This is a genomic window from Aeromicrobium sp. Leaf350, assembly GCF_916858655.1.
In the GTDB taxonomy this organism is placed as follows: Bacteria; Actinomycetota; Actinomycetes; order Propionibacteriales; family Nocardioidaceae; genus Aeromicrobium.
Genome location: NZ_CAKASL010000001.1, coordinates 1,112,702 through 1,133,210 on the forward strand (window position 1 = coordinate 1,112,702; position 20,509 = coordinate 1,133,210).

Sequence of the window (20,509 nt, forward strand, 5' to 3'; positions counted from 1 at the left end):
ACATGACGACAGTGCTGGTCGCCAACCGCGGCGAGATCGCGCTCCGCGTGTTCCGCACGGCCCACGCGATGGGCCTGCGCACCATCGCGATCCACACCGAGGTCGACTCCGCTGCTCCGCACGTGCGAGCGGCCGACGCCGCCGTGCAGGTCGACAGCTACCTCGACGTCGACGCCATCGTCGCGGCAGCCGTCGCCACCCGGGCCGACATCGTGCACCCCGGGTACGGCTTCCTGTCCGAGCGCGCCGAGCTCGCCGCGGCCCTGGAGGCGGCCGGCGTCGCCCTGGCCGGACCCAGCGCGCTCGTGATGGAGCAGATGGGCCGCAAGGACGCCGCCCGCAAGGTGGCCGTCGCGGCCGGCGTCCCGGTCGTCCCGTCCTACGAGCTCGCCGCCGACCCGGAGACGTTCGCCTACCCGGTGCTGGTCAAGGCCGCGGCCGGTGGCGGCGGCAAGGGCATGCGGGTCGTGCGCTCCGCCGCGGACTTCGCCGAGGGCGCGGCAGCGGCCCGACGCGAGGCCGCGAGCTCCTTCGGCGACGACACCCTCCTCGTGGAGAAGTACGTGGAGTCGGGCCGGCATCTCGAGGTGCAGGTCATGGCCGACGCGCACGGCACCGTGCTGCACCTGTGGGAGCGCGACTGCTCGACCCAGCGGCGCCACCAGAAGGTGCTCGAGGAGGCCCCGGCTCCCACCATCGACGAGGAGACCCGGACGCGACTCACCCGGTCGGCGGTCGACCTCGCCCGCGAGGTCGGGTACGTCGGAGCCGGCACGGTCGAGTTCCTGCTCGACAACGCGACGGGCGAGTTCTACTTCCTCGAGATGAACACCCGCCTGCAGGTCGAGCACCCCGTCACCGAGGCCATCACGGGCCTCGACCTCGTGGCCCTGCAGCTCGAGGTCGCCGCGGGCCGCCCCCTGACGATCACCCAGGAGGAGGTGCGTCGCGACGGCAGCGCGATCGAGGCGCGCGTCTACGCCGAGGACGCGTTCGGCGGCTACCTGCCGCAGGCCGGCACGGCCACGCACGTCGCCTGGCCGACCGGGGTGCGGGTCGATCACGCCCTGGAGTCCGGGCAGACCGTCTCGACGGCCTACGACCCGATGCTCGGCAAGATCATCGCCCACGGTCCCGACCGCGAGTCGGCCCGGCGCGACCTCGTGGCGGCCCTGGACGAGGCCGTGATCCTGGGCCTCACGACCAACACCGGATTCCTCCGCGCCCTCGTCGACCTCCCGGCCTTCGCGGACGCCACGATCGACACCGCCTGGCTGGACCGCAACCGGGTCGAACCGCCGTCGGTCGACGACGCCCGCACGATCGCGGCGTGGACCCAGGCCACCACCCATCGCGCCGCCGACGACGGCCCGTTCGCTGCCGACGGGTACCGCTCCGCAGGCGCGTCGGCGCCGCTGCGCATCAGCCTCGACCGTGACCTCGAGGTCGACCTCGTCGCCGGCACGGTCGACGGCGTGCCGGTACGACCGCTCGAGCGGGCCGTCGGGCCTGAGGTCACCCGGGTCCGCGCGCGGATCGACGCCCGTGACGTCGTCGCCCACGTGCGTCTCGGACGCCACGGCATCGAGGTCGTCGCGCAGGGGCAGCAGCACGAGTTCCGCATCCCCGACCCGACCGCGGACGCCGGTGCCGCACCGACCGACGGCAGCGTCGTCGCCCCGATGCACGGGACCGTGGTCGAGGTCCTCGTCGCGGCGGGGCAAGAGGTGCACGAGGGGGAGGTCCTCGGACGGATCGAGGCGATGAAGATGGAGCTGGCGCTCCAGGCCCCCTACGCCGGAACCGTCTCGCACGTCGGCGCCGCCGCAGGTGACCAGGTCAGCCTCGGCGCCCTGCTCTTCCAGGTGGACGCAGCCGACGAGGACTGACGTCCGAACGTCTCCGAGTGTTCACCGCGCGGCCCAGTGCGCCTCCCTGCACCCGTGCGCTACGCTTGTCGTGTTGTAGGCGTTTGTTGTGCCAGTAGGTGATTGACCGGATCGCGTTCGCGCGGTCCTCAGTTTGACTCCTCGGTTGATGATGCGTCGCGACTCAGTCGCCCGCAATCCATGCGTGCGCAGAACCGAAGGAGAAAACTATGGCTACCGGAACCGTGAAGTGGTTCAACGCTGAGAAGGGCTACGGCTTCATCGCCCCCGACGACGGCGGCGAGGACCTGTTCGCCCACTTCAAGCAGATCCAGGGCTCGGGCTACCGCTCGCTCGACGAGAACCAGAAGGTCGAGTTCGAGGTCGAGCAGGGCCAGAAGGGCCTGCAGGCCGCGAACATCCGCGCGCTCTGATCTGACCCAGCTTCACCGCAACGCCCCGTCCGCTCATCGAGCGGGCGGGGCGTTCGCCTTTCCCCACCCTGATGCCTGCGACGGACCACCGTCAGACTGAGGGCATGTCCGCCGGCCGCTACGCCCCGTCGCCCTCGGGCGACCTGCACGTCGGCAACCTGCGCACCGCGGTGCTCGCGTGGCTGTTCGCGCGGTCGTCGGGCCGCGACTTCCTGATGCGGGTCGACGACCTGGACCGCGTGCGCGAGGGTGCGGCCGAGCGCCAGCTCGCGGACCTTGCCACGCTGGGCCTCGACTGGGACGGACCCGTGCTCTGGCAGAGCTCCCGCGTCGACGCCCATGCCCAGGCGGTCGCGCGGCTGACCGACGCCGGGCTCACCTTCGAGTGCTTCTGCACGCGGCGCGAGGTGCTGGAGGCACCGTCCGCCCCGCACCGCCCGCCCGGCGCCTACCCCGGCACGTGCCGCGACCTCACCGAGGCCGAGCGGGAGGACCGGCGACGCGAGCGACCGGCGGCCGTCCGGCTGCGCGCCGACGTCGACTCCTGGACCGTGCGCGACGAGCTGCACGGTGACGTCACCGCCGACGTCGACGACCTCGTGCTGCGCCGTGGCGACGGCGTGCCGGCCTACAACCTCACGGTCGTGCTCGACGACGCGCACCAGGGAGTCGACCAGGTCGTCCGCGGTGACGACCTGCTGACGTCGGCGCCACGCCAGGCCTACCTCGCCACTCTGCTCGACCTGCCGGTGCCGTCGTACGCGCACGTCCCGCTGGCGCTGAACGCCGACGGCGCGCGGCTGGCGAAGCGCGACGGTGCCGTCACGCTCACTGAGCTCCGCGACGCAGGGGTCGACGTGCTGGCGATGATCGGCGGATCGCTCGGCTTCCGAGGGGCGGGCCCGCAGGACTGGCTCGACGAGCTCGATCCCGAGGGTCTGCCGCGGGAGCCGTGGGTCGTGCGCCCACCCGCCCTCGGCTGAGGAGGCCGCTTCGGCCCTACCCGTGCGTGACCAGGTGCTGCTCGATCAGGTCGCTCACGGCACCCGGCCGCTCGATCGTGCTGGAGTGCCCCGCCCCGGGGATCACCACGAGCCGCGCGCCCGGGATGGCCGCCGCGATCACCTCGGCCTTCATGACCGGGGTCGCGACGTCGTGCTCACCCGTGGCCACGAGGGTCGGCGCCGTGATCGACCCGATCTCGGCCAGGATCGGGTCGCGGTCGGTCACCCCGTAGATCGCCTGCTGCATGCCCGACCGGGTGACCTTCCTGAGCTGACTCATCCACTCCTCGATCAGCGCCCGCTCGGCCGGCTCGTCGCCGTAGCCGGGCGCGAACATGATCGGCTCGACCTTCTTCGCGACGACACCCATGCCGAAGAGCCGGTAGACCCGGGCGAGCAGCCGGTACCGCGAGACCTTGTCGGGGTCCTCCGGGCCGGCACTCGTGTCGAGCAGCGTGAGCGACAGGACCTTCTCGGGGTGCCGCGCCGCGAGCCGCATGCCCACGAACCCGCCCATCGACAGCCCGACGTAGTGCACCGCGTCGAGCCCGAGGGCGTCGAGCACCCCGAGCAGGTCGTCGGTCAGCGTGTCCATGTCGTACCCGCCCGAGACGGCGGGCGGGCTCTGCCCCTGCCCACGCCAGTCGACCGTGACACAGCGGTACCGCCCCTGCAGTGCCTCCACCTGCGCGGCGAACATCCACCCGCTGAACAGCAGGCCGTGGCCGAAGACGACGGCGGGTCCGTCGCCGCCGGAGTCGGTGACGTGGATGCGGGTCCCGTTAGCGTCGATGAGAGGCATGAGGTGCAGCGTGTCGTCTGGGTCACACGATGTCCATAGTCCGTCCGGTCTTGACGTGGTTTGTGAGTCATCACTAACTTGTCGAGCATGTCACCTCGCATGAGCGCCGACGACCGCCGAGAGGCGATCCTGCAGGCCGCGATCCTCGAGTACGGCCGATCCGGCATGCACGCGACCTCGACCGAGGTCATCGCGGAGCGCGCGGGCATCAGCCAGCCCTACCTCTTCCGCCTCTTCGGCACGAAGGCCGAGCTCATCACCGCCGCGATCGAGTACCACACCGACGGCATCCGGACCCTGTTCCGCGAGGCCGTGGAGCAGCGCTCCGAGGGCACCAGCCCCCTGGTGGCGATGGGCACGGCCTACCTCGCCCTCCTGGAGCAGGACCCGAACGACCTCCGCTGCCAGCTGCACACGTGGGCCGCGGCGTCCGACCCGGACATCAAGGAGGTCGCGCAGCGCACGTACCGCGCGATCTGGGCCGACGTGGCCGAGCTCAGCGGCGCGTCGCCCGACGAGGTCCGGCGGTTCATGTCCTACGGCATGCTCATGACGATCCTCGGCGCCCTCGACCTCCCCGACCTGTACGGCAACCCGCTCGAGACCCTCGAGGAGTTCTGATGATCGACGCACTCGCACGCCTCGCCACCACCCGACCGTGGCGCGTGCTCGCCGTGACCGGCGTCTTCGTCGTGGTGGCCGCCGTGGTCGGCGGTCCCGTGACCGGCCTGCTCAACAGCGACACCGACTCGTTCTCCGACACCAGCTCGGACAGCTCGGTCGCGCTCGACCGTGTCGCCGAGGCCAGCGGCCTGGACGCCACCCCCTCCGTCGTGGTGCTCGTCGACACCGACGACACCGACGCGCAGGCGGCGCTCCTGGAGGTCCTGGACCGCGACGAGGCCGTGGGGCAGGTGGCCGGTGGAACCGAGGCAGGGCCGCCGTTCGTCTCCGACGACGGCGAGCGCACCTTCTACGCCGTCACCTACGCCGCCGAGGCCGACGGCGACCTCGCCACCGAGCACCTGCGGGACGAGCTGGCCCGCATCGACGGGGCCACCGTCGGCGGTGCCGCGGTCGCGTTCCAGCAGGTCAACGACCAGGTCGAGCACGACCTGGTCACCGCCGAGCTCCTCGCGTTCCCCCTCCTGTTCGTGGCCGCCCTGCTCGTGTTCCGGTCGGCCGTCGCGGCGCTGCTGCCGCTGCTGGTCGGCGGGCTGACGATCATCGGCTCGATGCTCGTGCTGCGCGGCGTCAACGAGGGCCTGGAGATGTCGGTCTTCGCCCTGAACCTCATCACCGGCCTCGGTCTCGGCCTGGCGATCGACTACTCGTTGTTCATGGTCTCCCGGTTCCGGGAGGAGCTCGTGCGGGTCGGACCAGGGGCCGAGGCCGTGCGACGCACCGTCGCCACGGCCGGCCGGACGGTGTTCTACTCCGCCGTCACGATCGCCGGGGCCGGCCTGTCCCTGCTCGTCTTCCCGCTGCGCTTCCTGTACTCCATGGGGGTCGGCGTGGTCCTGGTCGCCCTGATGGCAGCCGCCGTCAGCCTCGTCGTCCTGCCCGCGATCTTCGCCGTGCTCCAGCTCCGAGTGAACGCCCTCGCCCCCGCGCGCTGGAAGCGGGCCGGCGAGGCCGAGGCGGACCCGGACCACCGCGGGTTCTGGTACTGCCTCTCCCAGTTCGTCATGCGCTTCCGGGTCGCGACCGCCGTCGTCGCCACCGTCGTCCTGCTGGGCGTCGGAGCCCCGTTCCTGAACGTCAGCTTCACGGGGGTCGACTCGGGCGTGCTCCCCGAGAGCGCCTCCGCACGGGTCGTCGACGACACGCTCCGCACCGAGTTCACCGACGCCGACTCCTCACCGGTCCTGGTCGCCGTCACGGCCGAGGAGGGTGAGGGCGCGCAGGTCGAGTCGTGGGCGCGCCAGCTCGAGGGGCTCGACGGCGTCGCGTCGGTCGTGCCGCCGCGCTACCTCGGCGACGACCTGTGGCAGCTCGACGTGCTCACCACCGGCGCGCCCCTCGACCAGCAGAGCAAGGCGCTCGTCGACGACATCCGTGCGCTCGACGCGCCCGGCGAGGTACTGGTGGGCGGCACCGCAGCCGACCACGTCGACCAGCTCGCGACGATCGCCGACCGCATCCCGTTGGCCCTGCTGATCCTCGGGCTGCTGACGTTCGTGACGCTGTTCCTGATGACCGGCTCGGTCGTCCTGCCCGTCAAGGCGCTGCTGATGAACCTGCTGACCGTGAGCGCCACGTTCGGCCTGCTCGTGATGATCTTCCAGTGGGGCCACCTGGAGGACCTGCTGGGCTTCACCAGCGTCGGAGCGCTGAACTCGACCCAGCCGGTCCTGATCTTCGCGCTCGTCTTCGGGCTCTCGACCGACTACGCGGTCTTCCTCCTCACGCGCATCAAGGAGGCCCGCGACGCGGGCGCCAGCGACCGGGAGGCCGTCGCGCTCGGCCTGCAGCGCACCGGGCGCATCGTCACGGCAGCCGCCGTGCTGTTCGCGATCGCCCTCGGGGCCTTCGCCACCAGCGAGGTCGTGTTCATCAAGCAGCTCGGGGTGGGCGTCGCGGCTGCGGTGCTGATCGACGCGACGATCGTGCGGGCCTTCCTCGTGCCCTCGCTCATGGCGATGCTCGGCAAGGCCAACTGGTGGGCCCCGAGGCCGCTGCGTCGCCTGCACGACAAGATCGGCCTGAGCGAGGGCTGAAACCACCAGATGTGTGGACTTCCGCCCCACTCCTCGCGGAAAAAAGGGGCGGAAGTCCACACATCTCGGTGGCCCAGCTCAGAGGCTCAGCTCAGAGGAAGCCCTTGTCGGTCAGCCACTGCTTGGCCAGGTCCTTGGGCGCGGTCTTGTCCGGACCCTGGTTCTGCGCGTTGAGGTCCAGCAGGTCCTCGGTCGTCAGCTCCGCGGAGACCTTGTTGAGGATCTCCTTGACCTCGTCGGTCGCCTTGTCGGAGTTGATGAGCGGGATGATGTTCTGCGCCGCGATGAGGTTCTCGGGGTCCTCGAGCGTCACCAGGTCGTTCTCGACGATCGACGGCGTCGTCGAGTAGATGTCGGCGACGTCGATGTCACCCGACAGCAGCGACTGCAGGGTCTCGGGACCGCCGCCGTCCGGGATCGAGACGAACTCGATGCCCGTGAGTCCGTAGACCGACTCCAGCCCCGGGATGCCGTAGTCGCGCTCGGCGAACTCCGGGTTGGCGCCGAGCGAGAAGCCGGGCACCTTGGAGAGGTCGGCGATCGTCGTCAGGCCGTTGGCCTCGGCGAACTCCGGGGTGACGTTGAGCGAGTCCTTGTCCTCGGCCGGCGCCGGGTCCAGGACCTCGTAGCCGTCGGGGGCCGCATCGGCGAGCGCCGTGACGATCTCGTCGGGTCCGGTGGCCGTGGCCTCCGGGTCGAGGTAGGACAGCAGGTTGCCGCTGTACTCGGGCACGAGGTCGAGCTCGCCGTTGGTCAGCGCGGGGATGTACGTCTCGCGCGGGCCGGAGCCGGTCTTGCTCTCGACCTTGATGCCCTCGGCGTCGAGCGCCTGGACGTAGATCTCGGCGATGATCTGGGCCTCGGGGAAGCTCGCGGAACCGACGACGATCGTGTCGGACGCGGCGGCCTCGCCCTCGGTGGGGTCACCGCCACAGGCGGCGAGACCGAGGCCGAGCACCGAGACGGCGGCGAGAGCCGTGATCCGTCGCAAGGGGGTACGGGAACGGGACATGGTGGTTCCTTCTTCTTCTCTCGGTCAGACGCGATCGGGGGTCGAGACGCGTCGGCGTGTGGTGAGTCGTTGGACGACCGCGAACAGCAGGTCGACGACGAGGGCCAGCACGATCACGATGACCGCACCTCCCACGACGCGCGGGTAGTCGCCGACGGCGAGCCCGCCGAGCAGGTAGACGCCCAGCCCGCCCGGGCCCGGCACCTGCGGCGCGATCGTCGCGGTGGCGATGACCTGCAGCGTCGCCGATCGGAAGCCACCGACGAGCAGGGGGAACGCCAGCGGCACCTCGACCCGCCAGAGCACCTGCCAGTGGGTCATGCCGACGGCTCGGGCGGCGTCGACCGTGGCCGGGTCGACGGACTCGAGACCGGCGTACGCCCCCGCGAGCAGCGGCGGGATGGCCAGCAGCACGAGCGCGACGAGCGTGGCGGTCAGGTTGATGCCGGTGTTGAGCGAGACGAGGGTCAGCACGCCGAGCGTCGGCAGCGCGCGCAGCGCCCCGGTCGAGGCGACCGCCAACCCACGGAACCGACCGGTATGGCCGATGTAGAGACCGAGCGGGATCGCGATGACCGCGGCGATCGCGATCGTGAGACCCGTGTACTGCAGGTGCTCGAGGGTGCGGTGCGGGATGCCGGCGTCCCCGCTCCAGTTCGCGGAGTCGGTGAGCCAGTCCCAGGAGTCCGAGGCGACGCTCATGCGACCCCTCCCCGCACACGACGGGCACCCGCGGACCACGGCAGCAGCGCCCGGCCGGCGATCACGAGGAGGAGGTCGAGCACCAGGGCCAGGGCCACGACGAGCACGATGCCCGTGAGGATCTCGGCGGTGTTGCCGGTGAACACGCCCTCGGTGAACAGCCGGCCGAGGTTGTCGACGCCGGCGAGCGCCCCGACGCTGACCAGGCTCACGGTGCTGACCGACACGACCCGCAGGCCCGCGAGCAGCACGGGCCCCGCGAGCGGCAGCTCGACCCGCAGGGCGAGCCCCGCCGCACCGAAGCCGCTGGCGCGGGCGGAGTCGAGCACCGCCGGCGACACCGATGCGAAGCCGTCCGACGCGAAGCGGGCCATGACGGCCACGGCGTACACCGTCAGGGCGATGACGATGTTGAGCGGATCGAGGAAGCCGGTGCCGATCACGCCCGGGAGGATCAGGATGAACGCGAGCGACGGAATCGTGTAGAGCACGTTGCCGACGCTCAGCACCACGCCCCGGACCGCCGGCACGCGGTTGGCCCACCACCCGATCGGCAGCGCGAGCAGGAAGCCCAGGACCGTCGGGACGATGCTGAGCCACACGTGGCTCGCGAGGTACCCGAGGATCAGGTCGGTGTTGTTGCCGATCCACCTCATGCCGACAGGCTCATCCCTTGAGCACGCCGGTGGCGCGGCCCTGGGCGTCGACCACGACCTGCACGCCGTCGCGCTCCTCGACGTGCAGCTCGCGACCGCCCTTGTCCAGGCCGACGAAGCTGCGCACGAAGTCGTTCGCGGGCGCCGCCAGGATGTCGGCCGGCGTGCCGACCTGGGCCCGCTGGCCACCCTTGGCGAGGATCACGACCTGGTCACCGAGCAGGAACGCCTCGTCGATGTCGTGGGTCACGAACACGATGGTCTTGCCGAGCTCACGCTGGAGGCGCAGCAGCTCGGCCTGCAGCTCGTCGCGCACGATCGGGTCGACCGCGCCGAACGGCTCGTCCATCAGCAGGATGTTGGGGTCGGTCACGAGCGCACGCGCCACGCCCACGCGCTGCTGCTGACCGCCCGAGAGCTGGTGCGGGTAACGGTCGGCCAACGCCGTGTCGAGCCCGACGGTCTCCATGAGCTCGAGCGAACGACGTCGCGTCTCGGCACGACTGACGCCCTGCAGGCGCAGCACGGTACCGACGTTGTCGAGGACCGAGCGGTGCGGCAGGAGCCCGGAGGCCTGCATGACGTAGCCGATGCTGCGGCGCAGCTCGACGGGGTTGCGCGACGCGACGTCGACGTCGTCGATCAGCACCTGGCCGCTGGTGGGCTCCACCATGCGGTTGACCATGCGCAGCAGCGTCGTCTTGCCGCAGCCGGAGGACCCGACGAACACCGTCGTGGTGTGCGACGGGATCACCAGGTCGAAGTCCGCGACGGCCGCGTTGCCGCCGGAGAAGGTCTTGCCGACGGATCGGTACTCGATCATGCAGGCCTCACAGACGCCGGTGGGGCGAACCCACGGGTTCGACGGTCCCGGACATTCTGTGGTCGCCGGACCACGCTGGCAACTGGAAGACTCACGCCCGGACGACCTGCTCGATCGGGGTGGCGCCCGGCACGACGGGCAGGCCCGCGTCGCGCCAGCCGTACAGACCACCCTCGAGGTCACCCGCGCGGAGGCCGAGGGACGTGAGCGCGGCCGCGGCGAGCGACGACGTGTAGCCCTCCGTGCAGAGCACGATCCACTGCTGGTCGTGAGCCGCCTGCGGCAGCGCCGCACCCGACTCGGGGTGCAGGCGCCACTCCAGGTGGTTGCGCTCCACGATCAACGAGCCCGGGACCTCGCCGTCGTCCTCGCGCTGCCAGGCCGGCCGGATGTCGACCAGGAGCGCGCCGTCGGCGACGAGCCGCGCCGCCTCGGCCGGCGTGTAGCGGCTGATCGAGCTGCGGGCGTGCTCCAGGAGCGCGTCGACGGACTCGAACGGGCCGCTCACGAGGCGTGCCGCTGGGTGACGGCGGCCGGCGCGGGTGCCTCCGGGTCGTCGGTCCAGGCGGACGCCAGCTTGACGAGCTGGCCGTTCTCGGCGTCGTAGTAGTTCATCTGCGACAGCGGCGGCGAGTAGGCGTGCACGCTGACCGCGGTGCGCGACTCGACGTTGCGCACGTCGTGCACGTAGTGCTCGCCGAACACGACGGTGTCGCCCGAGGTGCGGGAGGTCTCGCGCAGCTCCTGGGCGCCCGGGGTCCAGACGGCCTCGCTGAGCTCGCCCTCGACCACGGTGTACGCACCCGACGAACCGCCGTGGTCGTGCAGCTGCGTGCCCTGGTCGGTCGTCCAGCTGATGAGCCACACGTCGACGTTGTCGTCGCGGCGCAGGCGCACGTGCCAGCGGTCGTCGGAGTCCGCGTGCACCTCGTGACAGCCGCGACGCACCTCGTCGGCGACCTCCTGGGTGAGGTCGACCAGCTCGGCGAGGCTGAGAGCGGGTGCGGTGACGCGGCGGACGGACATGGCCCCATCGAAACCTTTTCGCGGCGATCTCGGGGGCCGTCCCGCATCGTGGGACGGGTGTCCACGTCCACGCCGACGAGGTGCCCCGTTCACGAGGGGGTCGTTTTGATCCCGGCCGACCCCATGGGCTAATGTTGCCCCCGCGGTTCGCCGCATGCATGAGGCCCCGTGGCGCAGTTGGTTAGCGCGCCGCCCTGTCACGGCGGAGGTCGCGGGTTCGAGTCCCGTCGGGGTCGCCATGAACGACAGCCCACACCACCACGGTGTGGGCTGTCGTCGTCTTCGCCCCCGTCCGCCGGGCCCTCGTGTCGGTGGGCTCTGGCAGCCTTCTGGACATGAGTGACCCGGACCGCAGCACCACGTACGCCGCCGAGGACATGGTCACGGCGTGGCTCGACGCCGTCTCGCCCGAGACCGGCCAGGTGCAGGTCACGACCCGCCGCGACGGACGCTGCCAGCAGGCCACGTACACCCCCGAGGTCGAGCCCCGCTTCAGTCGACCGGCCGAGGTCGCCCAGTTCGTCGAGAAGGTCATGGATCGCCTGCAGGGCCTGTCGCGCCAGTACGGCTCCGGCTACCGCGGCCGCGAGAAGAAGCCGGTCCGCGTGGTGGCCCATGCGGGCTGGAAGAAGGCGACCTACAGCGACGGCCTGATCCGCCTCCCCCAGCGCGAGCGGGGCGGGGCGTGGGCGCTGCGCGGGTTCGTGGTGCTCCACGAGCTGGCCCACCACCTGAACACCGGGGTCGACGGCGCGATCATCGACGTCCACGGCGAGGGCTTCCGGGCCACCTTCGTGCAGCTGCTGGAGGACCTCGGCTGGGTCCAGGTCGCCGCCATGCTGCGCGAGGCGTACGACCAGGTCGGGCTCGACCGCCGGCAGGGCGCCGACGACGGCATGCTCGAGAAGGTCGGCAAGCTGCTCCGGCACGCCGAGGGCGCCACCACCGAGGCCGAGCGCGAGGCCTTCTTCTCGAAGGCCCAGGAGCTCGCCTCGGTGCACTCGATCGAGCTCGCGGTCGCCCGGGCGGCCCACGAGCGGGGGGCCGCGGAGCGCACCCCCACGTTCGAGAGCATCCGGCTCGGGCACCGCGGCCAGCCCTCGAACGTCCGCTTCATCAACCTGGTGCTGGCCATCGCCCGTGCCAACGACCTGCGGTGCAGCATCCGGGGCGACAACACGGGAGTCACCCTCTACGGCTTCGCGAGCGACATCGAGGTGACCCGGGTGCTCTACGTGTCCCTCGCGGTGCAGATGGTCGCCGACGCCGACGCCTACATCCGTTCCGGGGCGCACCGCCCCGTGCACGGACGCACGGCCCGGGCCGCCTTCTACGCGGGCTGGACCAGCCGCATCGGCCAACGGCTCCACGAGGCCAACCGCGCGGCGCGGGCGATCTCCGGCGTCGGTGGTGAACCGGGCGCCCCCGCCCCCGAGCGCCCCGGCACGAAGGCTCTGGCGCTGCTGGCCAAGGAGGTCGAGGTCGACGACTACTACGCCTCCATGGCGCGGCAGCACGGAGTCTCCGGCACCTGGAAGGGCAGCACCGTCGTCGACGACGCCCGGTCGACGTCCCGGGGTCGCGCCGCCGCCGACCAGGCGCGACTGGGCAGCCAGAAGGTCATCTCGGCCTGAGCCCGGGCTGCCCGCGGGAATGAGCCTCGCGCCCGTCGACGTTGGACGGGGGTATGAGCACCTCCACGACCTCCGACGCCTTCGTCCTCGACGACACCACGCTCGACCTGCTGTTCCGTGAGGCCCGCACGGCCAACACGTGGACCGACGAGCCCGTCTCGGTCGAGCAGGTGCGCGAGGTGTTCGAGCTGATCAAGCTCGGTCCCACGGCGGCGAACAGCCAGCCGGTCCGCCTGCTCCTGGTCGAGCAGGGGCCCGGGCGCGACCGCCTGATCCCCCACATGTCGGGCAGCAACAGCGCCAAGACGGCGGCTGCCCCGCTGGTGGCCGTCGTCGCCGCCGACACCGACTTCCACGAGCGCCTGCCCGAGCACTTCCCGCACTCCCCCGGGGCCCGCGACTGGTTCAAGGACGACGCGTCCCGTGAGCGGAACGCGATCTACAACGCGGCCCTGCAGACGGCCTACTTCATCATCGGCCTGCGTGCCGCCGGCCTGGCGGCCGGACCCCAGTCAGGCTTCGACAAGGACGGCGTCGACGCGGAGTTCTTCGCGGGCACGACGTGGAAGAGCCAGCTCGTGGTCAACATCGGCCACCCGGGCGAGAACGCCTGGTTCGACCGGCTCCCCCGGATCTCGGCCGACGACGCGATCCGCGTGGTCTGAGCCCGCGCACCGATTCGTTCGCCCCGCCGGCCATCGAGTAGAGTGGCGGTCGCTCGCCGCGAGGCGGGCACGGCCAGGTAGCTCAGTTGGTACGAGCGACCGCCTGAAAAGCGGTAGGTCGCCGGTTCGACCCCGGCCCTGGCCACGTCATGACGAAAGCCCCCGCGTTCTGTGCGGGGGCTTTCGTCATGACGTGAGAAGGGCCGGGGGCGGACCGGCGCAGCCTGGGGGTCCCCCCAGGCTCGGGCGGTGCTCGGGATGCCGTCGTTCGCGCCACGAGGCACGATGGGAGTTTCCGAGGGCCGCAGGAGGATGCATGCACGACACGGTGGAACGCCCGGCACGAGAGGTCTACGTCGCCGCGCTCGAGACCCCTCCTGCCGACCGCCGCCGCCTCGACTGGCTGCGCTGGCCGACGCGGATGATCGGCGCGGCCCTGGGCGTCCTCGACGAGCCGTCGTTCGGCGACGTCGTGGTGCGCCGCATCGACGACGCCTCCGAGGTGCTGCGACTGCCGGTCACGGGCAGCGAGGAGACCGCGATCCTGCTCGACGACGTCCGCGGCGACCTGGAGGCGCTCAGCGCCGACGAGTTCGCCGAGCGCTGGACCCTCGGGGACTGACCCGCCCCGATCGCTCGCGCTGCACCGCGGGGCTGCCATGCTCGAGGCACCCGACGAGAGAAGGCGCGACCGTGGCCAGGATGTCCGACCTGGAGTCCGTCTTCTGCCGCACGCCGATGTGGCGGGTCGCGGCACGCCGTCTCGTGGTGCCGCGCGTGCTGGAGGGTCCGGTCGGGCCACGCGTGCTGGAGATCGGGTGCGGCAGCGGCGCGATGGCGGTCGAGGTGCTGCGGGCGCGGCGCGACGTCACGCGCTACGTGGCGACGGACGTCGACCCGGCGATGGTCGAGCTCGCGTCACGCCAGCTCGCCGACCTCGGCGAGCGGGCCGAGGCGCGTCAGGTCGACGCCACGGGGCTGCCGTACGAGGACGCCACGTTCGACACGGTGTGCAGCTGGCTCATGCTGCACCACACGATCGAGTGGGAGCGGGTCGTGGCGGACGCCGTGCGGGTCCTCCGCCCGGGCGGCCGGTTCGTCGGCTACGACCTGCCGGACTCGCGGTTGAGCCGCGCGGTGCACACCCTCACCCGCTCGGAGGTGCGGATGATCGCCGCCGACGACCTGGTGGCCGAGCTGGGCCGCCTCGGGATGCGTGAGCTCGTCGTCGAGCCGCTCGGCGTCGCCGGTGCGTACCGGTTCTCGGCGACCCGCTGAGCGCCGGTCCGACCCGGATCCGAGCCCGTCATTCCGGCCCGAAAGTGTCGGTGCCAGGGCGTAGGTTCGGGACATGAGCGAACACCTGAGCGCCGAGCGCGCCGACCTCCTGGAAGCCCTCGCCAAGCACCGTGAGCTCTTCCTCGGCACCGTCGAGGGACTCACCGACGAGCAGGCCCGCCTCACGCCGACCGCGAGCGAGCTCTCGCTCGGCGGGCTCGTCAAGCACGTCACCGCCACCGAGGCCGAGTGGCTCTCGTTCGTGACCGACGGACCGGCCGACGGCCCCGAGGTCGACTGGGAGAACGTCGACTGGTCCGACCCGCCCGCCGAGGTGCTGGCCTACCAGGACCAGTTCCGCCTCACCGAGGGCAAGACCCTGGCCGGAGCCGTCGCCGAGCACCGCCGGGTCGCCGCCCGCACGGACGAGCTCGTGCGCACCGTCGACCTCGACGCCACGCAGCCGCTGCCGGCCGCGCCGTGGTTCGAACCGGGTGCGTCGTGGACCGCCCGGCGCACGTTCGTGCACCTCGTCGCCGAGATCTCCCAGCACGCGGGCCACGCCGACATCATCCGCGAGACGATCGACGGCCGGAAGTCCATGGGCTGAGCCCACCCCGTCCGACCCGCCCGGGTCAGTCGCCTGCCGACACCGACTGACGCTGGCGACGCTGCTCGAACTCCTGGTCGATCCGCACCGGTGCGTACGCCAGCACCACGGCCACCACGGCGATCAGCAGGTGGTGCAGTCCCCCACCCACCAGCGCCAGGCACAGGGCCGTCAGCCCCGCAATCGTCCACAGTCCTGCCCACAGCAACAGCCCGAGCTCTCGCGTCTCCCGCATCGTTCCCCTCGTCCCCGAACCGGCGGCCGACGACCCCCAGAGGGCCAGGTTCCCCCGCCGGACCCCACTTCGCAGCATCGACCCGCCGTGACGTCCGTCACGGTCTCGCCGAGCCGCTCACGTCGCGGCGCAGAGGGCCCGCACCTAGCCTCGAACCATGGCGATTCGCGTGTGGTGCCCCGAGCTCGAGCGGGTCCGGGTGAGGGTCGACGGAGCGGACCACGAGCTCGCCCGCGACCCCGGCGGGTGGTGGTCGGTCGACGTCGACGCAGCCCACGGATCCGACTACGCGTTCCTGCTCGGCGACGACGACACGCCCCTGCCGGACCCGCGCTCGCGCTGGCAGCCGAACGGCGTGCACGAGGCCTCCCGCAGCTACGACCACGACCGCTTCGACTGGAGCGACGACGGCTGGACCGGTCGCGCCCTGCGCGGCTCGGTCGTCCATGAGCTGCACGTCGGCACGTTCACCCCGGGCCGCACGTTCGACAGCGCGATCGAGCGGCTCGACCACCTCGTCGACCTCGGGGTCGACCTGGTCGAGGTGCTGCCCGTCAACGCCTTCGACGGCCCGTACGGCTGGGGCTACGACGGCGTGCTGTGGGGTGCGGTGCACGAGCCCTACGGCGGACCCGACGGGTTCAAGCGGTTCGTCGACGCCTGCCACGCGCGCGGGCTCGGCGTGGTGCTCGACGTCGTCTACAACCACCTGGGTCCCTCGGGCGCCTACCTCGACCGCTTCGGGCCGTTCTTCGCCGGGACGACCGACTGGGGTGCCGGGCTCAACCTCGACGGCCCCGAGTCCGACGAGGTCCGCCGGTACGTGCTCGACAACGCGCGCGACTGGTTCGAGCACTTCCACGTCGACGCGCTGCGGCTCGACGCGGTGCACGCGCTGCGCGACACCCGTGCGCTCACGCTGCTCGAGGAGCTCGCCGCGCAGACCGCCGACCTGTCCGAGCGACTCGGACGTCCGCTCTCGCTCGTCGCCGAGTCCGACCTCAACGACCCACGCACCGTCACCCCGCGCGGCGAGCACGGACTCGGGATGGACGCCCAGTGGGCCGACGACGTGCACCACGCCCTCCACGTGTGGCTGACCGGCGAGACCTCCGGCTACTACGCCGACTTCGCCGCACCCGACGCCGTCACGCGCACTCAGCGCGGCGCCTTCTTCCACGACGGCACGTGGTCGTCGTTCCGGGAGCGCTCCCACGGCCGACAGGTCGACCGGTCGACGACCCCCGGATCCGCGTTCGTGGCCTACGTGCAGGACCACGACCAGGTCGGCAACCGGGCCACCGGCGACCGCCTGTCGGCCACCGCGACGCCCGGCCGGCAGGTGTGCGGCGCGGCCGTCGTGCTGCTCGGACCGTTCACGCCGATGCTCTTCATGGGCGAGGAGTGGGCGGCGAGCACCCCCTGGCAGTTCTTCGCGTCGTTCCCGGACCCCGAGCTGGCCGAGGCCGTGCGCACGGGCCGGCGGCGCGAGTTCGGTCGCCACGGCTGGGGCGAGTCGGACGTGCCCGACCCGATGGACGTCGCCACCCTCGAACGCTCGACGCTGCGCTGGGACGAGATCGACGAGCCCCCGCACCGGCAGGTCCTCGACGCCTACCGCGACCTGGTCGCGCTGCGCCGCGAGCACCCCGAGCTGCGCGACCCGGACCTGTCCGCGGTCCAGGTCGAGCACGACGGCTCGCGACTGACGCTGCAGCGCGGACCGTTCACGGTCGAGGTCGACCGCGACGCGGAGGCCGTGACCGTGCGCCGCGGTTCCGAGGTGGTCTGGACGTTCTCGGGAGGCGGACCGACCACGGCGGGGGCAGAGTGACCCGCATGACCGACATCCCGCAGGAGGACCCCCGGATCTCCGAGGACCCGGAGGACGACCCCAAGCACAAGACCACGGACCCGCAGCGCCGGTCCGAGCCGGACGACCCCGACGCACCCGCGCCGTTCACGGGGCCGTACTCCTGACGAGACCCTGATCTCGTGCGACGGGTCCGGCGCTCCTGACACACTGGGCGGATGCTCAACCCGACGCACGAGACCACGGTGCTCGCCGGGCGACCGTTCCCCCTGGGCGCCCACCCCGAGGCGGGAGGCGTGCGGTTCGCGATCGCCAGCAGCGTCGCCGAACGGGTCGAGCTGTGCCTCGTCGACGACGACGGCAGCGAACGCCGCATCGAGCTCACAGAGCGCACCTTCGGGGTCTGGCACGGCCTCGTCCCCGGCGTGCTTCCCGGCCAGCGCTACGGCTACCGCGTGCACGGGCCCTACGAGCCGAAGACCGGCCTGCGCTGCAACCCCCACAAGCTCCTGCTCGACCCGTACGCCCGCCGCATCAGCGGGTCGCTGACCGACCTCGACGCGGCGGTCGGCTACGCCGATGATCCCGACGGCGTCGAGATGTCGACCGTCGACTCCCTCGGCTCGGTCCCGCTCAGCGTCGTGACCAGTCCCGGCGGCCCCGACACCGGCGTGAAGCCGGAGGTGCCGTTCGAGGAGACGGTCGTCTACGAGCTGCACGTCAAGGGCTTCACCCAGCAGCACCCCGACGTGCCCGAGAACCTGCGCGGCACGTACCTCGGCCTCGCGCACCCGGCCGTCGTGGAGCACCTGGTGCGCCTCGGCGTGACGGCGGTCGAGCTGCTGCCGGTGCAGGCGTTCAGCGACGAGCCGTCGCTGATGCGCGCGGGCCGCCACAACTACTGGGGCTACTCCCCCCTCGGCTACTTCGCGCCGCACGCGGGCTACGCGAGCGAGCCGGGCCGCGAGGTCGAGGAGTTCCGCACGATGGTCGCCGCACTGCACGCCGCCGGCATCGAGGTGCTGGTCGACGTCGTCTACAACCACACCTGCGAGGGCGGTCCCGACGGACCCACGCTGAGCTTCCGCGGGTACGAGGCGCCGGCCTACTACCTGCACGACGAGGACGGCCACATGGCCGACATCACCGGCTGCGGGAACACGCTCGAGGCGTCCTCCCCCACCGTGATCCGCCTCGTCACGGACTCGCTGCGCTACTGGGCGACCGAGCTCGGGGTCGACGGGTTCCGCTTCGACCTCGCGAGCACGATGGGACGTCCGAACGGCGGCCCGTTCGACCGCGACGCGGCGCTGCTCACCGCGATCACGACCGACCCCGTGCTGTCGCGCTGCAAGCTCATCGCCGAGCCGTGGGACGCGACCGGCGAGGGCTACAAGGTGGGCGACTTCGCGTCGCAATGGGCCGAGTGGAACGGCATCTACCGCGACACCGTGCGCGACTTCTGGCGCGGGCGGTCGGGCGGCGTCGACGACCTCGCGTACCGGCTCTCGGGGTCGTCGGACCTCTACGACCACACGCTGCGCCGCCCGTGGCAGTCGATCAACTTCGTCACCGCGCACGACGGGTTCACCCTGCGCGACCTCGTCTCGTACGACCACAAGCACAACGAGGCCAACGGCGAGGAGAACCGCGACGGCACCGACGACAACCGCTCGTGGAACCACGGCGCCGAGGGCGAGACCGACGACACCGAGGTGCGCGCGGTGCGGCAGCGCCAGGCACGCAACCTGCTCGCGACGCTGCTGCTCTCGACCGGCACCCCGATGTTCGTCGCGGGCGACGAGCGCTGGCGCACGCAGGGCGGCAACAACAACGCCTACTGCCTCGACGACCCGACCGCGTGGGTCGACTGGACCTCGACCGAGGAGGCCGACGCGCTGCTCGCGTTCTCGCGGCGCGTCATCCACCTGCGCGCGAAGAGCCCCGCCCTGCGGCAGGCCCAGTTCTTCGACGGACGCACGACGCCGACCGGCCGTCCGGACCTGATCTGGATCCGGCCTGACGGGCAGGAGATGACCGAGCCCGACTGGCTCGACGAGGGGCGCCAGACGCTCGGCATGTGGATCGACGGCTCGCACAGCCAGTCGCGCAGCCGCGAGGGCGAGCTCATCACCGACCACTCCTGGCTCCTGCTGCTGCACGCCGGGGCCGACCCCGTGGACGTCGCCCTGCCCGGCCCGGAGTTCGGCGCGACGTTCCAGCCCACGCTCGACACCTCGGCGCCCGACGGCGAGCCCGCCTGGGAGTCCCCGCTGCCCGCGGGGAGCGCACTGACCCTCGGCCCCCGCTCGCTCCTCCTCCTCAAGGCCCCCCGCCCGGACTGACGCACCAAGATGTGCTCCCGAATCCACCGTTCGCGAGCCCCGGTCCGGTGGATTCGGGAGCACATCTGGGTCGGGGGCGTGGTGGTGGTCACGGTTTCGGGCTGGGACCGCTGGGGAACACTGGGGGCGTGACCAACCACGCCCGCCTCATCCCCGTGTCGGAGCCGCGTGACGCGGAGGCCGCGGTGCTGGTGCTGCACGGTGGCGCGAGCCGCCAGGGCGACGCGATGGTGAGCCCGACACAGCTGTCGGTGCTGCGCATGATCCCGATCGCGAAGCGGCTCGCCCGCTCGGGTCGACGCCGCCTGGCGGTGTACCGCCTGCTCAACTCGACCCGCGGCTGGAACACGACCCACACGCCCGTCGACGACGCGCACTGGGCGATCGACCAGCTCCACGAGGGCCGCACCCAGAACCTCCCGATCGGGCTCGTCGGCCACTCCCTCGGAGGCCGCGCCGCGATCCTGGCCGCCGGCCGGGCCGAGGTGCGCAGCGTCGTGGCGCTCAACCCGTGGGTCTACCCGACCGACGGCGACCTCGACCTGACGGGGCGTCGGGTGCTGATCGCGCACGGCACCGACGACCGCATCGCGGTCCCGGCGAGGTCGGAGTCCGCGGCCCGCAACGTCGCGCGCACGGCCGACGTGTCGTACGTCCGTGTCGAGGGCGGCAAGCACGCCATGCTGCGACGGCACCGCACGTTCGACGGGCTCGCCGCCGACTTCACCGCGACGACGCTGCTCGAGGGCGCGCGGCCCTCGGGGCTGCTGCGGCGCGTCCTGGAGTCGGACGCACCTCTCGAGGTCTGACTCCGACCGGCTGGGATCGCGCCGGGCACGGTCTCTCGGTACGTTCGAGGCGAGGGACACCGCGCAGCACCCA

General features: G+C 71.9%; 22 protein-coding genes and 2 tRNA genes. 16 read left to right on the forward strand and 8 right to left on the reverse strand.

Annotated elements, in window-relative coordinates; translation table 11 throughout:
* Positions 1 to 2: 2 nt before the first annotated feature.
* The 3 genes from LO931_RS05680 to gluQRS all read left to right on the forward strand — a co-directional run bounded on the left by LO931_RS05680 (position 3) and on the right by gluQRS (position 3,285).
* Positions 3 to 1,889, forward strand: a complete 1,887-nt coding sequence (locus LO931_RS05680; protein ID WP_229052311.1) for a biotin carboxylase N-terminal domain-containing protein — start codon at positions 3 to 5, stop codon at positions 1,887 to 1,889.
* Between the two features lie 209 nt (positions 1,890 to 2,098).
* The gene (locus LO931_RS05685; RefSeq protein WP_229052312.1) at positions 2,099 to 2,302 is read left to right on the forward strand and encodes a cold-shock protein; all 204 of its coding nucleotides are present in this window, start codon (positions 2,099 to 2,101) and stop codon (positions 2,300 to 2,302) included.
* 104 nt (positions 2,303 to 2,406) lie between these two features.
* Positions 2,407 to 3,285 carry a tRNA glutamyl-Q(34) synthetase GluQRS gene (gene gluQRS / locus LO931_RS05690; protein ID WP_229052313.1) on the forward strand — a complete coding sequence of 293 codons (879 nt, stop codon included), beginning with the start codon at positions 2,407 to 2,409 and terminating at the stop codon, positions 3,283 to 3,285.
* Positions 3,286 to 3,301: 16 nt separating this feature from the next.
* On the opposite strand, the gene LO931_RS05695 is transcribed toward gluQRS, so the two are convergent.
* Entirely contained in the window at positions 3,302 to 4,108 is an 807-nt protein-coding gene (locus tag LO931_RS05695) for an alpha/beta fold hydrolase (RefSeq protein WP_229052314.1), read from the reverse strand.
* A gap of 99 nt (positions 4,109 to 4,207) precedes the next feature.
* On the opposite strand from LO931_RS05695, the gene LO931_RS05700 reads away from it, so the two are divergent.
* Both LO931_RS05700 and LO931_RS05705 read left to right on the forward strand, forming a co-directional pair.
* Positions 4,208 to 4,729, forward strand: coding sequence for a TetR/AcrR family transcriptional regulator (locus LO931_RS05700; protein WP_229052315.1), 522 nt, complete (start codon positions 4,208 to 4,210; stop codon positions 4,727 to 4,729).
* Complete coding sequence (locus LO931_RS05705) at positions 4,729 to 6,828, forward strand: MMPL family transporter (RefSeq protein WP_229052316.1); 2,100 nt, start codon at positions 4,729 to 4,731, stop codon at positions 6,826 to 6,828. The genes LO931_RS05700 and LO931_RS05705 overlap by 1 nt, the downstream gene beginning before the upstream one ends.
* 91 nt (positions 6,829 to 6,919) lie before the next feature.
* Here LO931_RS05705 and LO931_RS05710 read toward each other — a convergent pair whose 3' ends face one another.
* The 6 genes from LO931_RS05710 to LO931_RS05735 form a co-directional block, all read right to left on the reverse strand.
* Positions 6,920 to 7,840, reverse strand: coding sequence for an ABC transporter substrate-binding protein (locus LO931_RS05710; RefSeq protein WP_229052317.1), 921 nt, complete (start codon positions 7,838 to 7,840; stop codon positions 6,920 to 6,922).
* Positions 7,841 to 7,864: 24 nt separating this feature from the next.
* Positions 7,865 to 8,542: an ABC transporter permease gene (locus LO931_RS05715; protein ID WP_229052318.1), complete on the reverse strand. Its 678-nt coding sequence runs from the start codon at positions 8,540 to 8,542 to the stop codon at positions 7,865 to 7,867.
* Complete coding sequence (locus LO931_RS05720) at positions 8,539 to 9,198, reverse strand: ABC transporter permease (RefSeq protein ID WP_229052319.1); 660 nt, start codon at positions 9,196 to 9,198, stop codon at positions 8,539 to 8,541. Before LO931_RS05720 ends, LO931_RS05715 begins: the two co-directional genes overlap by 4 nt.
* A gap of 10 nt (positions 9,199 to 9,208) precedes the next feature.
* A complete protein-coding gene (locus LO931_RS05725; RefSeq protein WP_229052320.1) occupies positions 9,209 to 10,021 on the reverse strand; it encodes an ABC transporter ATP-binding protein in 813 nt (270 codons plus the stop codon).
* Between the two features lie 91 nt (positions 10,022 to 10,112).
* On the reverse strand, positions 10,113 to 10,529 hold the full coding sequence (locus LO931_RS05730) for a rhodanese-like domain-containing protein (RefSeq protein ID WP_229052321.1): 417 nt from the start codon (positions 10,527 to 10,529) through the stop codon (positions 10,113 to 10,115).
* Entirely contained in the window at positions 10,526 to 11,047 is a 522-nt protein-coding gene (locus LO931_RS05735) for a cysteine dioxygenase family protein (protein WP_229052322.1), read from the reverse strand. The genes LO931_RS05730 and LO931_RS05735 overlap by 4 nt, the downstream gene beginning before the upstream one ends.
* 162 nt (positions 11,048 to 11,209) lie before the next feature.
* On the opposite strand from LO931_RS05735, the gene LO931_RS05740 reads away from it, so the two are divergent.
* From LO931_RS05740 to LO931_RS05770, 7 genes are all read left to right on the forward strand, one after another.
* Positions 11,210 to 11,286, forward strand: a tRNA-Asp gene (locus LO931_RS05740).
* Positions 11,287 to 11,382: 96 nt separating this feature from the next.
* Entirely contained in the window at positions 11,383 to 12,681 is a 1,299-nt protein-coding gene (locus tag LO931_RS05745; RefSeq protein ID WP_229052323.1) for a DUF2786 domain-containing protein, read from the forward strand.
* Positions 12,682 to 12,734: 53 nt separating this feature from the next.
* Positions 12,735 to 13,346 (forward strand): malonic semialdehyde reductase, encoded by a 612-nt coding sequence (locus LO931_RS05750; protein WP_229052324.1) that lies wholly within the window; start codon positions 12,735 to 12,737, stop codon positions 13,344 to 13,346.
* Between the two features lie 71 nt (positions 13,347 to 13,417).
* Positions 13,418 to 13,491: transfer RNA gene (locus LO931_RS05755), tRNA-Phe, on the forward strand.
* A 171-nt stretch (positions 13,492 to 13,662) separates the two neighbouring features.
* Complete coding sequence (locus LO931_RS05760) at positions 13,663 to 13,968, forward strand: hypothetical protein (RefSeq protein WP_229052325.1); 306 nt, start codon at positions 13,663 to 13,665, stop codon at positions 13,966 to 13,968.
* An 80-nt stretch (positions 13,969 to 14,048) separates the two neighbouring features.
* Positions 14,049 to 14,624 carry a class I SAM-dependent methyltransferase gene (locus tag LO931_RS05765; RefSeq protein ID WP_229053093.1) on the forward strand — a complete coding sequence of 192 codons (576 nt, stop codon included), beginning with the start codon at positions 14,049 to 14,051 and terminating at the stop codon, positions 14,622 to 14,624.
* A gap of 73 nt (positions 14,625 to 14,697) precedes the next feature.
* Positions 14,698 to 15,234 (forward strand): DinB family protein, encoded by a 537-nt coding sequence (locus tag LO931_RS05770; protein ID WP_229052326.1) that lies wholly within the window; start codon positions 14,698 to 14,700, stop codon positions 15,232 to 15,234.
* A 25-nt stretch (positions 15,235 to 15,259) separates the two neighbouring features.
* On the opposite strand, the gene LO931_RS05775 is transcribed toward LO931_RS05770, so the two are convergent.
* On the reverse strand, positions 15,260 to 15,469 hold the full coding sequence (locus LO931_RS05775) for a hypothetical protein (RefSeq protein WP_229052327.1): 210 nt from the start codon (positions 15,467 to 15,469) through the stop codon (positions 15,260 to 15,262).
* 157 nt (positions 15,470 to 15,626) lie between these two features.
* On the opposite strand from LO931_RS05775, the gene treZ reads away from it, so the two are divergent.
* The 4 genes from treZ to LO931_RS05795 all read left to right on the forward strand — a co-directional run bounded on the left by treZ (position 15,627) and on the right by LO931_RS05795 (position 20,436).
* Complete coding sequence (gene treZ, locus LO931_RS05780) at positions 15,627 to 17,303, forward strand: malto-oligosyltrehalose trehalohydrolase (RefSeq protein WP_229052328.1); 1,677 nt, start codon at positions 15,627 to 15,629, stop codon at positions 17,301 to 17,303.
* A gap of 5 nt (positions 17,304 to 17,308) precedes the next feature.
* Entirely contained in the window at positions 17,309 to 17,449 is a 141-nt protein-coding gene (locus LO931_RS05785) for a hypothetical protein (RefSeq protein ID WP_229052329.1), read from the forward strand.
* 51 nt (positions 17,450 to 17,500) lie between these two features.
* Positions 17,501 to 19,627, forward strand: coding sequence for a glycogen debranching protein GlgX (gene glgX / locus LO931_RS05790; RefSeq protein ID WP_229052330.1), 2,127 nt, complete (start codon positions 17,501 to 17,503; stop codon positions 19,625 to 19,627).
* A gap of 128 nt (positions 19,628 to 19,755) precedes the next feature.
* Positions 19,756 to 20,436, forward strand: coding sequence for an alpha/beta hydrolase (locus tag LO931_RS05795; RefSeq protein ID WP_229052331.1), 681 nt, complete (start codon positions 19,756 to 19,758; stop codon positions 20,434 to 20,436).
* Positions 20,437 to 20,509: the final 73 nt, after the last annotated feature.